At 35.2% G+C, this 12911-nt stretch carries 8 protein-coding genes; 1 reads left to right on the forward strand and 7 read right to left on the reverse strand.

Going from position 1 to position 12911, the window contains the following annotated elements:
• Positions 1-713: 713 nt before the first annotated feature.
• Positions 714-1814, reverse strand: coding sequence for a DNA-processing protein DprA (gene dprA / locus IQ05_RS03450; RefSeq protein ID WP_144889862.1), 1101 nt, complete (start codon positions 1812-1814; stop codon positions 714-716).
• 102 nt (positions 1815-1916) lie between these two features.
• Here dprA and IQ05_RS03455 point away from each other — a divergent pair, with 102 nt between their 5' ends.
• Positions 1917-2864: an HU domain-containing protein gene (locus IQ05_RS03455; protein WP_144889865.1), complete on the forward strand. Its 948-nt coding sequence runs from the start codon at positions 1917-1919 to the stop codon at positions 2862-2864.
• A gap of 119 nt (positions 2865-2983) precedes the next feature.
• Here IQ05_RS03455 and IQ05_RS03460 read toward each other — a convergent pair whose 3' ends face one another.
• The 6 genes from IQ05_RS03460 to mnmG all read right to left on the reverse strand — a co-directional run bounded on the left by IQ05_RS03460 (position 2984) and on the right by mnmG (position 12809).
• Complete coding sequence (locus tag IQ05_RS03460) at positions 2984-3748, reverse strand: DUF2182 domain-containing protein (RefSeq protein WP_208653345.1); 765 nt, start codon at positions 3746-3748, stop codon at positions 2984-2986.
• A gap of 16 nt (positions 3749-3764) precedes the next feature.
• Entirely contained in the window at positions 3765-5837 is a 2073-nt protein-coding gene (locus IQ05_RS03465; protein WP_144889867.1) for a DUF7868 domain-containing protein, read from the reverse strand.
• 554 nt (positions 5838-6391) lie between these two features.
• The gene (locus IQ05_RS03470; protein WP_144889869.1) at positions 6392-8659 is read right to left on the reverse strand and encodes a helix-turn-helix domain-containing protein; all 2268 of its coding nucleotides are present in this window, start codon (positions 8657-8659) and stop codon (positions 6392-6394) included.
• A gap of 361 nt (positions 8660-9020) precedes the next feature.
• Entirely contained in the window at positions 9021-9590 is a 570-nt protein-coding gene (locus tag IQ05_RS03475; protein WP_144889871.1) for an OmpH family outer membrane protein, read from the reverse strand.
• Between the two features lie 276 nt (positions 9591-9866).
• A complete protein-coding gene (locus tag IQ05_RS03480; RefSeq protein ID WP_144889872.1) occupies positions 9867-10727 on the reverse strand; it encodes a class I SAM-dependent methyltransferase in 861 nt (286 codons plus the stop codon).
• 210 nt (positions 10728-10937) lie between these two features.
• Positions 10938-12809 (reverse strand): tRNA uridine-5-carboxymethylaminomethyl(34) synthesis enzyme MnmG, encoded by a 1872-nt coding sequence (gene mnmG / locus IQ05_RS03485; protein WP_144889874.1) that lies wholly within the window; start codon positions 12807-12809, stop codon positions 10938-10940.
• Positions 12810-12911 lie beyond the last annotated feature (102 nt).

Consider the following 12911-nt stretch of genomic DNA (forward strand, 5'->3'; position numbering starts at 1 on the left):
CCACTTTTAGTAAAAAAGCCCCGTTTTCTGTAAAAAGAAAATGGGGCTTTTATTTTACAGAAATAAAACATACAATTAATCCTCACTTTTAAGATTGCCATTTCCACACTGTCGCTCGTTTGCAACGAGTGCCTACTTAATTAGCTTTTAAAAAGATCATAGTGCTTACAAAGTGGATAATTCACTCTATCAATCCATTATGCACTAAAATACTAGGTTAGATAGCGGATGTATCTCCTTTCACTATAGTTCCAAAATTTAAAGGGCATTATTGTAATTGATACGATTAAACTTTTCACTGAAATAGGCACTCTTTGAAACAAGCGCAAAGGTGAAAAACGTCTTTGATTTTTAAAATTCCATATTATATGAGGACTCAGACCTAACAGGTTTTAACAAACCGTAAAGTTTGCAAAACGGCTGATTTAAACAGAAGTATTGCAATACGATGGTACTATTTTTTTGTACTGAAAACAAAACGTTCTCTCCTAGCCCCGATGGAAGTGGAAATCCTTTATTTAGAGCCGGTTTTTTAACCGGTTTTTAACAAAGATTGCACCGAACAGCGGGACAACTCGTGTGCTGGGCAAAAAATATGCTGCTCCTAGAAAAACACACAAATATTTCCGATGGACAGGCTTTTGAAATGAACTTTAAAGCACCTGACACCGTTTTAAGGCGCTGTTTGAATAAAAAACACTCGACTAACAAATTTATATTGCTTCGAATAATTTGCCAGGTAATGGCCTTATAACGCCTTTTAATTCCATATTTAAGAGCATTCCTGATATTTTGTAAATAGGGAAATCACAGCGTAGGGCAATAATGTCCATCAATTCTTTTCCTGTTTTTAGGAGGTAATCGTATACTTTTTGTTCGTCATCATCAAGGGTCACAAACAATTGCTTTTGTACGGGTTTAGAATCCTGCTGAATGTCCCAATTTAAGATATACACCAAATCAGCAGCGCTAGTGAGCACATTTGCTTTTTGGGTTTTAATGAGGTTGTTGCAGCCTTGGCTGTATTTATCGGTAACGCGACCAGGAACTGCAAATACGTCACGGTTGTAGTCATTGGCCATATTGGCCGTAATCAAGGAGCCGCCTCTATCTGCTGATTCAACAACGATGGTTGCCTCAGACATGCCTGCAACGATGCGGTTTCTGCGCACAAAGTTTTCTTTGTCTGGATTTGTAGTACTCCAAAATTCGGTCATAAAACCTCCGTTTTGTTCAACTGCAGCTACGTATTTTTTATGAGTTTTGGGATAAATTTGGTTCAATCCATGAGCTACAACGCCTATGGTTTGCAACTGAAATTCTATGGCAAGTTGATGGGCCACGATATCAACTCCATAGGCAAAACCACTCACGATTATTGGATTAAGAGGAGCCAAATCTGAGATAAATTTTCTGCAAAATTCAATACCGTATGCAGTAATTTGGCGAGTACCTACTATGCTAATTATTTTTTTATTTTTTAAGTCTATATTTCCAGATTGAAACAATAATAAGGGTCCGTCAAAGCAATGTTTGAGTCTTTCTGGATAATCTTGATCTAAAAAACTGGTTGTTTTAATGGCATTGGCTTTTAGGAATGCTAATTCTTGATTTGCCTTTTCAAATACTGATTTGTCTTTAAGGTTTTTTAATAGCGTAGCTCCAACACCATCAATGGCAGCGAGTTGGGTAGTTTTTGTTTTAAATACTTCTTCGGCAGAACCACAATGTGATAGTAATTTCTTGGCCATAATGTCCCCTACTCCCTCTACACGTTGCAAAGCTAAAATATAAAATAAATCCTGTTCGTTCATGCTAAATATTTGAAAGTGAAAAGTATAAATTTTTGGGGGAATTGTTAATAAAAATTGTGAATAAAATTTTGATAACTATTTTCATTGTATAACTTTGCTACTATGAAAATCGAAATTTATATCGCTCAGCTTTTATACCGTTATCAATGTGTAACTGTTCCTGGTTTAGGGGCATTTTTGACTGAAATCCAATCTGCGAAACTTGAGCAAGGTTCTCATTCTTTTTCTCCGCCTACCAAAAAAATAGCATTTAATGCAAATTTAAAAAATAATGATGGCTTACTAGCGAATCATATTGCGCTAGCTGAGAAAAAATCTTATGATTATGCCGTGGGAGCTATACAATATGAAGTATTCAAATGGAAAAAATCATTAGAAGAAAATAAATATTTGACTCTTAATAACATAGGTGACTTACGTTTGAATGCAGAAAACAATATAGTGTTTACCCCATTTGACCAAACCAATTATTTAACCAGTTCATTTGGTTTAGCTCCATTTATTTCACCACAAGTAAAAAGACTAGTCGAGGAAGAAGTGTTCAGTTTTGAAGATAATACACAAACGGTTACCTTTATACCAACAGAACCTAGAACTATTTCTCCATACTTAAAATATGCAGCTGTGTTTGTATTAGGTTTAGGACTTGTAGGTAGCGTGGGTTACCCTATGTATGAAAATCAAGTTGCATCTCAAACTTTACTGGTAAAAACTGCAGTACAAAAGCAAGTTCAAAACAAGATTCAAGAGGCAACTTTTATTATTGAAAATCCTATACCAGCGGTTACTTTAACTGTAAAATCTTCAGAAAAAGCTACCCTACCTTATCACATTATGGCTGGAGTGTATAGAGATCAACATAATGCTAATGCGAGTTTAAAAAATCTTAAAAAATTAGGGTTTCCTGCCAGACGTATTGCTCCCAATAAAAATGGGTATTACCCAGTTTTATACGGAAGTTATGCCACATTTGCAGAAGCAGAAAAAGCAAAAAAAGAAATCAACAATACGCACAATCCTGATGCCTGGATTTTGATAGAATCGCTTTAAAGTACACTTTATCACTGATATAAAATCCCCTAAATAGTAAAATTTATTTAGGGGATTTTTTTTAAAACTTGAATTAACTCTTTGTCCTAATACATCTCAAGTCAAGATTATATTGTTTGTTATACCGTTACTAGCTGCTGTAGTCTAATTCTACTTTGAGCAATAATAATTTTTATCAATTTCAAACGCAAACTAAAGTTCCAGCGGGGCAATTGCGGGTGTTCCATGTGTTCACTAATCATTATAATTGTAACCACAATCATGGCTAAATTATGACCAGTAGGCAAAAGCATAGGAAACAACATTAAGGCCCATCCTGCTCCTACGCACCATAAACCATGGTAGATTCCGTAAACAAATGCATCTCGTTTTGCCGACCATCCAAAGGCTGAAAGTGTCCAATGTTCGTGACCTCGGTTCAAACATTGCTGTTTTATAGGTGAAAATTGCCAAATTATAGCTACAATCATAAAGCCCAATGCCGGTAAATAAGACATAGGAAGTAACAAATTTAACATCATGATAATTGCAATCATGAATACACCGGTTACCATCCAAATTAGAACATAACCTAAAACAAATAACAAAGCATTTAAAAAACGATTCCGCTTCAAGCTTTGCATGTGAATTAGTTGAATGGGTACGATTAATTTAGGTAACATCATAGCCACAACCATTAACCCCCAGCCTAATAGCTGGGAAGAAAATGGATTCATTTCTAATAACATTTTTAAGGATCCAGCGGAAGGACCAGACGCAGAAACATGGCAGTGTTCCATAGTCATAATATTCCCAGGATTTACTAATAGCAGTACCCAAACAAGCAAACTGATGCTTATGATTATAAAGTTGATGCTTAATTTACTGTATTTTGATAGTTTCATACTTTCTTTTTTTGGTTTATTTGCCAGATCGGTAAATTCCTATCCTGCCTACAGTAATTTCACTATTATTAGGCAAAGGATTTGATGTTTTTATCTCGACATGGAGCGCTTCCAAAGTGAGATTGTTAGCAAGATGCAAATCATCAACAATACTCGTAATATTAAATTTAAAAGTAAGACCAGAACCTCCGTGAGCAGTATTTTTCATGGATGCCATTCGAATACCAAAAAGTGAAACTGTTTTTACTAAGGTCCCGTTTACAAATACGGATAAAAAATTAGCATTATTAGTCCCTGTTACATTCTCTAATAAAAGATAAACTTCATCAGGCATTGCGCTTAAAGACGCTTTAAGTAAGCTCTTAGAGACCGATTTCCATGCACTGGTATCAAGTGCTACACTTGCTTGGGTTGTACCACTATTCAATTTAATAGAATTGCTACTTGCGCCAACTAGCTCAGCATTACTTTTTGAAGGCATAGGATGATCATTAGAATTTACAGTAACTCCAAGTTTAGATAAACGCAAAACGGATTTTTCAACTGCGGTAGCTGGAGGTACTTTACTGTATGAAGTTAAGGAAAGATCATCATAAGTATAGGAGTAAAGGGCTTTATTGTAATATTTTAAATCAGTAGTGCTATTAACATCATCAGGTGTGTAGTACCATGGTTTTCCACTCGAGTCCAGTGGCATTGCAAATCTTGAATTTCCTTGCGCTGAAGGACCTGCTAACCAATTTGGATTTGTTGGATTACTATTAGTACCTGTTACATTCCAAGCAGCCCACATTCGATCAATATTGGCATGATGTAAAAAGAAAATAGGGTCTAAACCTGCTAATCCTGGGTCAGCCATTAAGCCTTCATATTCCTCACTTGGAGTGCTAGTAAGACTAATTGTAACAGCACCGGTATTATCTGTTAAACCTGCACCGTATGCACCCGTTAAATCGTCATTTATGCAGACTTCTAATAAACCACTACTTCCATTTGGTACAATAGCCCCATCTCCTATAAAAAAAGGAGTTCCGCCATTTACTCTCCCAACTAGAGCTCCCATAGCTACATCAACCATTGGATAAAGCGGTTGATTAACTGGAACAACAATGTGTGGAGAACCTTTAGCATCATATTGTTTACCGCCATTATCATGTGGATCAGCGGTCCAAGTCCCTTTTAAATAGGATACTGCAACTGTGGAACTTCCTTCAATAATATTTATTCCTGTACATTGCCAAGGTTTGTTGGCATGTACCGTAAACTTAGTACCAGAAAAAGACCAAAATTCTGAATTTAATCCTCCTACCATACCGTGCGTAAAATTATGAGGATTCATTTCTAAATCTCCAAAACCACCATTGCTGTGACTAAAACCTGTTTGTGCACCACCATAATGATCACCAAAAATAGTTATACCTTTTTCGTCAGGATGTCTTTTCGGATCATTCTGTGGATCAGCACCGCTACTGTATAAAGTATCCCATTGACATTCATCATTAATTGAACTAGTCAAACCCTTTCCCACTATTAAAAATATACCATTAGTAGGGTTACCCGTAACTCCATATCGTTCTGGAACATACAAAGGATTTGCAGTACCATCTGGCAACTCAGCCTCAGTAAATGCTGGAGGAATATAGTTTTCTTCAAAGGTTGGGGATTGATTCAAATAATTCCAATACGGCAAGGCCCAGTCGCTTGGTCCTCCTAACTGAACAATTGTATCTCTAAGAATATTTTCAAGAGCTACTAAATACCCTCTATGCCAAGGAGGAAAAAACCAAGTACCGTGCTGACATTGATTCCAAAACAAACTAATAAAATTTTGATCTGGCAATGTACCAAGTTTTGCTGATTCTGGTATTGAATTGATTTTAGTCCAATTAGGATAACCAGATGGTGCTGTATCTGTACCAAAATCACTCGTTAGATATTCTCCATGAATAGCGGCGTAGAACCACCAACTTGTGGGATTACTAATTGGTTTCAATTTCATTGCCCATACTGCTTTTGCATACCACAAAAGATCTAAATTCTCAAAGGTACCTCCGTTGTTCCATGCATTCGCTCTTGTAAATGTTGTCATAGTTATTTTTAGTTTGATTGATAGTTTTTATTAAGGTTTTTAACCCAAACTGGCGAATGGGTTAGCAAATCATAATGCCTTCTGTTGACTGCTAGATGGCCACTATTTACTTAATCGTTCCTAATTTCAGTGTAATGTAGGAACCTCTTTCGCCTAATTTAAGAACACACCCAAAATTTAATTTGGTTTATGAGCACTCAAAACTAAAACAATTATCACAACGGTAACCGCGTATTTTTACGTGTTTTATGATACTAAATAATGATTAGGTGTTTTATAAAAAAGATTTATCTTGTTAAATACACCCTCTTGCAAAAGTCAATTCAGAGCGTTCAAAATTATATTTTTGGGGATTTTTTTGGGAAGCAATTCCAGCTATACGTTACAATCTTATACGCCGAAACCCGGCGCATAAGGATATTCACTACTATCTGGGCTATGTTTTTGTTAACAAAAAGCGCATTACTTGCTTTAGGCTCCTTATAAACGTACTTTGTAAAGATATTAATTCAGAATCAAAGGGGCTTAAAACTATTCCTTTACATCAAAAAACCTTAATTCAAACTCGCTTTAAACATGCGCGCTTCATCCCAGGAAAATTTGGTGCCGTGTTGCTCCATCAATGCATTAAGTGATTCTTCTTTATACCCTGCAAAAGCAATAGCTAATTCCTGAAGTTTATCTTCGGGTAGTACCTCATTTATAGCAACAGCTTTGGTTTGTATCAGTTTTACAAAATGTCCGTAAATGGTTTGCTTGGTCAAAACACGAATAGCAGCAATATCTTCAATCGACTTTTTCTCTACCCACAACTCGTAGGTTTCTTGTACGGTTGTTTTCTTAGGAACATTCGTTTTACCCTTTTTGGATGTGTAACGTTCCAAATCTTTTTCGTCTTCTATGAGCGTAACATTCAATTCTTTAAACTGCTTTTGGATTGCTTCGGTTTTTCGAATGATATATGTTTTGATTTCCGAAGAAGTTAGTTTTTCTTTCGAGATGGTTTCACCAGAAACCACGGTTTCAATCAACAGTTTGGCTTTCATCAAACGCAATACCGTTTTGGTTTGCATTTCCTCCAATATGCTTAATTCATCAAAAAAAGTTTTGGCTTTCTTACTGCGCTTTACTTCTTCAATTTTCCATAAAATCTCAAAAACAAGATCATCCAAAGATTTGAAAAAATAAGCATATGCAGCTTGAACGCGACCCGCAATGTGATTTAAATCAGCAGTTTCTTGACTAAAAAGCAGGTGTAATTGTTTAATAAATTTTTGCGAAGGCTCTAGCAATTCATCCATGGCATTAGCTTGGTTTTTCGCCCAAACCGCATGTTTTGATTTCTCAGAATTTTGAGCATCCTCGTTGTAGCTAAAACGGTGATTGCGCCATTCTTGAGCCACATCATTCCAATCAAAAGATTGAACCAAATATTGATGAATAAAATTTTTAGTTTCAAAATGCAGTGCATTAGCCAAAAAATCCTCGCTTGCCTTGTTGTTGGCATAATCCATCACGTCTTGATCATTCGAAATGCCATTCATTCGCAACGCAGAAAGCAAAACAAGGCCATTTAACGAACGTAAACGCGATAATGCTACGTATGCTTGTCCAGGCAGAAAAACTTGCGATACATCAAGCGCTGCTTTGTCAAAAGTTAAACCTTGACTTTTATGCACCGTAATAGCCCACGCTAATTTGATAGGATAATGTACAAAAGTCCCTAAAACTTCCTCTTCAATCTCTTTAGTAGCGGGATCTACTCTATACCTGATGTTTTGCCATTCGTATTTTTCCACTTCAATCGTTTTATTTTCTTCAGGAAAGTGAACCAAAATTTCTTGACTTGCTAGTGATTTTATCACACCCATCTTCCCGTTGAAATAATGTTTATCAAACGACAAATCATTTTTAACAAACATAATCTGGGCACCCGCTTTTAATTTTAAATCATGTTCCACGGGGAAAATTTTATCCGGAAAGTCACCAGTAATCTCGGGCTTATAGGTTATCAACTCTCCTTTCAAATCAGTAAGCGCTTGCGCATTCATAGCGTCTGCTTTATGATTGTGAGTGGTCAAGGTAATGTAGCCTTTATTGGCTTTTAAATCAAAATCAGGTTTTACGTATTGATTTAATGTTTGTAAATCCTGTTGCGTAATTTGATTGTTACGCAAATTATTAAGTACTGAAATAAAGGCATCATCCGTTTGACGGAAAATTTTGGATAGTTCAATGTACAAAGGCGGATGTTGCTGAATGACATGCGAATGAAAGAAAAACTTACCGCGGTAATAATTTTTTAAAGTACTCCACTCCTCATCTCGAATCACCGGTGGCAATTGCAGTAAATCACCAATATACAATACTTGTACTCCACCAAAAGGAAGATTTTTCTTTCTAACGGTTTGCATCATAAAATCCATGGCGTCCAGTAAATCAGCACGTAACATACTTACTTCATCAATAATCAAAAGCTCCATGTTTCGAATCACAGATTTTTTTAATCCGCTCATTTTAAAATGCCTACGCAAAGTCGCTTTGGTTTCAAACTTGGTACTAGCAGAAAATTGTGGCGCCGAATTATCTGGAATAAAACCTCCAAAAGGCAATTGAAACATGGAATGAATGGTAACCCCTCCAGCATTTAAGGCCGCAATCCCTGTAGGGGCAACCACTACTGTATTTTTATGCGTGGTAGCAATGATTTCTTTAAGTAAAGTGGTTTTTCCCGTGCCCGCTTTTCCTGTTAGAAAAATAGAACGGTGCGTTTGATTGATAAAACGAAGGGTGTAAGCTGCTGCTTCAGAGATGGTTTGCATTAGGCGTGTAAATAAAAAGCAAATATAGTAAACGAAAATTCAATTAAAAATAGGCCGAGAATTCTAAATGCGTATTTGAAGCAAATTATTGAGTTTAATAAATGTACTATTAGGCCGATAAATAGCATTCATAAATAAACTAATAGAATTATGTGGAATGAATGATTTCTTTAGATAATTAAGTCCACAAAATTTATTAGGTTGCATGTTAAAACTAAAGAACTACAAGGCTTAGGGTTTAGATTACAAAAAATACATTTTTTTCCGAAATAAAAAAACGATGAATACCTAAAAAAAATAAGCAAAAAAAAGCCTTCAATCTAATAATAGATGAAGGCAGTATTTTGAATTTAGATACTAATTATTTTTTAGGATCTACTTTTTCTTCCGTTTTGGCAGAAGCTTTGTATTTGTCGTTCAATGCTTTAATGATATCTTTTGTAATATCAAATTTATCTTCGGCATATAAGATAGAGGCAGCATCACCTGTTCCATATATGTAAGCGTAGCCTTTTTCTTTACCGTAAGCTTTTATATATTTCTTTACACCGCTTATCAGAGAATCCATTTCTTTACCACTTTCTGCTTGTAATTCTTGTGCTAAAGCTTGTTGCGCATAACCTAATTGCTGTTCTCTTTTTTGCAATTCAGCACCTTTTTTCTGAGCCCATTCTTGTCCGTTGGCTTGAGCTTGTGACTGAAAACCTGCTGCTTCTTGTTTAAATCTATTGATTTCGGCTTCTAATTGTCTTCCCTTTTCCTCTGCTTTAGATTTGTATTTGGCTTCAAGATCTTTAGCTTCGGTATATTGTTTCATTAATTCAGACGTATCTACATAAGCAGTTTTTACTTCCTTAGTCGCTTCTGCTGGTTTGTTACAGGATACAAGTGCAATTGTTAAAGCAACAAGTATTAATGCTTTTTTATTCATAGTAAATTTATTTATTATTTGAAATTGGTAATTATTAATTTTCGTTGTTATTAATTTAGGTTTTTAGTATCTGTGACAAAAATATAAAAAAATAGATAGGATTGACAAAAACTTAAAAATTTAGTGGTTTTAATACCTATAGTATTTACTTATCATTCTTATTGAAAAAATAATTTTGAGCTATTAAAAACGACGTTCTCAGTTGATTTTAAAATAAAGATCTTAAAAATGCTATATGCTGAGGTATTTATACTCAAAATAACGCCTTAAAAGCGCTTAAATTGATTTTTGATCGTTTTTAAGCACATAAATGTGCGATGAGTACTCTAAATTTTTCTTTCCGTACCAATTTGATTTGAGTCCAACATAAATTGCCGAAAAATAATTCATTTTTCCTGTTTTGTATTTTTCTGAAAGCAAGCTAACATAAAAGGCATCGAATTTCATTGGAAGTACTTTTACTAATTTCATGCTTTCCTTTTCGAAAAGCATTTTTATAGCTGTTTTCGAAAAATGCCAAAAATGAATAGGCACATCATAAGCTGCCCAAAAAGTTCCGTACTGTTTTGCATCGAAAGATTTAAAATTAGGAACGGCTACAATTAAAGTTCCATTTGGCTTAAGCAATCGTTTCAGTTCTAAAATTTGCTCCTCTAAATTAGGAACATGTTCTAGCACATGCCACATGGTAATTACATCAAAAGAATGATTTTCTAATACTGCTGTTTTTTCAACAAAAGAAACACCTTTATTTTTTGCAATGGTTTTAGCTTTTTCACTTGGCTCTACTCCTATGGTTTGCCAACCGTTTTGTTTTGCCACAGATAAAAAATCTCCTGTTCCTGCTCCAATATCCAAAATACTTCCTTTATTTGGTTGAAAGGAATTAATCAAATCTAACTTATTTTTTAATGCAATGTTTTTTACAAAGTGATATGCTTTTTCAAACAATGAACGCTTACTATCAGTATGTGAAATATAATCTACGCTTTCGTAATACTTTCCTAAATTTTCTAAACTTGGTTGTGGAGACGTAATCAACATATCCAAATCTTCGTCATGATACAACTCAAAAGTTTCTTTTGAAACGGAATAATCTTTAACGGTTAAAAAATGCTTTTTGTTTGAAATGTCCATTAATTAAATCTTCTTTATGTTTTGTTTTTATACTAAACCCTGAAAGCGTTTATGAAAGCTTTCAGGGTTAAAATTATATATTATTCTAAATTTTCAATTACAGCACGACTTCAAGCCGTGGTTTCACGTGGAACAATTTTGTACTCAGTATTCAATAACAGTATAATTGATAATCGAAGATCAACCAAATACTTTATACTGAAGACTTACTTAACGACCCATGTAAATCAACAATACAGAAATATCACTTGGAGAAACACCACTTATTCTAGACGCTTGTGAAATAGTAACCGGTCTGATTTTGGATAATTTCTGTTTAGCTTCAATAGACATAGACTTGATTTTTTCATAATCAAAATTCTCTGGAATCTTAACATCTTCGAGTCTCAACAACTTATCAGCATTATTTCGTTCCTTTTCAATATAACCAGAATACTTTACTTGAATTTCTGCTTGTTCCAAAATTTCTTGATCTAAATCGTGCTCATCAATATAAGCAGTAACTTTTTCGAATTTTAAGATATCTTCTAAATCAATTTGTGGTCTAGAGAAAATTTTGAACATTTTATCTCCTTGCGTAATTAATGCAGTATTTTTAGCTTCCAAAATAGGATTGGCTTCAGCAACAGAAATACTAGTCTCTTTAAAAAAGGCAACCATCTTTTCAGACTCTTTTAATTTATGTTCCATTCTGCGCAAACGAGCTTCAGAAGCAAGACCAATTTCAAATGACATTGGAGTTAATCTAAAATCTGCATTATCCTGACGCAATAAAGTTCTGTACTCTGCACGAGAGGTAAACATTCTGTATGGTTCCTCAGTTCCTTTAGTAATTAAGTCATCTATTAAAACCCCAATATAAGCTTCATCTCTTTTTAAAATCAAAGGCGCTTTTTCGTTGATCTTTAAATGCGCATTTATTCCAGCCATCAATCCTTGAGCAGCTGCTTCTTCATATCCAGTAGTTCCGTTTATTTGACCAGCAAAAAACAAACCTGATACCAATTTCGTTTCAAGAGTATGCTTTAATTGTGTTGGCGGAAAATAATCATACTCTATAGCATAACCCGGTCTAAAAAACTTTACGTTTTCAAAACCTACAACAGAACGCAAAGCTTTAAATTGAATATCCTCGGGTAAAGAAGTAGAAAAACCATTCACATACACCTCACAGGTATTCCAACCTTCAGGCTCCACAAAAAGCTGGTGTCTTTCTTTATCAGCAAAACGATTAATTTTATCTTCAATAGACGGACAATACCTCGGACCTAAACTTTTAATACGACCGTTGAACATTGGAGAACGATCAAATCCTTCTCTAAGAATGTCATGAACATCCAGAGAAGTATACGTCATGTGACATGATTTTTGGAAAGCCAAAGGTTTTGTGAAATCAGAATAAGAAAACTTATCCGGCTTTGCATCACCTTTCTCTTCATTCATTTTTGAATAATCAAGCGAGCGACCATCTACACGAGGAGGCGTACCTGTTTTCATTCGGCCAGATTCAAAACCAACAGAAACGAGATCTTCAGTAATTCCATAAGAAGCACTCTCCCCTGCACGACCTCCACCAAATTGCTTATCACCAATATGAATCAATCCATTCAAAAAAGTACCATTTGTAAGCACCACAGATTTTGAACGAATCTCCAAGCCTAATGAAGTTTTGATCCCTTTTACAACTCCGTTCTCGATAATCAACCCACTAACCATTTCTTGGTAAAAATCAAGATTAGGTGTTCCTTCAAGCATCAATCTCCATTCCTCAGCAAAACGCATACGGTCACTTTGAACTCTTGGAGACCACATAGCAGGTCCTTTTGATTTATTGAGCATCTTGAACTGAATTGCAGTCTTGTCTGAAACAATTCCCGAATACCCACCTAGCGCATCAATCTCTCGAACAATTTGTCCTTTAGCTATACCCCCCATTGCAGGATTGCACGACATTTGCGCAATGTTTTGCAAGCTCATGGTAACCAAAAGCGTCTTCGATCCCAAATTAGCAGCGGCAGCGGCAGCCTCAGAACCAGCATGACCAGCCCCAACTACAATAACATCATATTCTTGATAAAACATTTTTATAAAAGTTTAATCCTTACGGATTGAATTTAAAAATTCAGTGTGTGTTCCACGTGGAACTAAATGAGCCCTTCTTTAAATTTGTGTTCCACGTGGAAC

This window comes from Flavobacterium tiangeerense, from assembly GCF_007830355.1.
GTDB classification, from domain to species: Bacteria; Bacteroidota; Bacteroidia; order Flavobacteriales; family Flavobacteriaceae; genus Flavobacterium; species Flavobacterium tiangeerense.

Bases quoted from the DNA above. Each gene is read 5' to 3' on its own strand.
- IQ05_RS03460 (WP_208653345.1), bottom strand. From the start codon at position 3,748: ATGAAACTATCAAAATACAGTAAATTAAGCATCAACTTTATAATCATA.
- IQ05_RS03470 (WP_144889869.1), bottom strand. From the start codon at position 8,659: ATGCAAACCATCTCTGAAGCAGCAGCTTACACCCTTCGTTTTATCAAT.
- IQ05_RS03480 (WP_144889872.1), bottom strand. From the start codon at position 10,727: ATGGACATTTCAAACAAAAAGCATTTTTTAACCGTTAAAGATTATTCC.
- mnmG (WP_144889874.1), bottom strand. From the start codon at position 12,809: ATGTTTTATCAAGAATATGATGTTATTGTAGTTGGGGCTGGTCATGCT.
- IQ05_RS03455 (WP_144889865.1), top strand. From the start codon at position 1,917: ATGAAAATCGAAATTTATATCGCTCAGCTTTTATACCGTTATCAATGT.
- dprA (WP_144889862.1), bottom strand. From the start codon at position 1,814: ATGAACGAACAGGATTTATTTTATATTTTAGCTTTGCAACGTGTAGAG.
- IQ05_RS03465 (WP_144889867.1), bottom strand. From the start codon at position 5,837: ATGACAACATTTACAAGAGCGAATGCATGGAACAACGGAGGTACCTTT.
- IQ05_RS03475 (WP_144889871.1), bottom strand. From the start codon at position 9,590: ATGAATAAAAAAGCATTAATACTTGTTGCTTTAACAATTGCACTTGTA.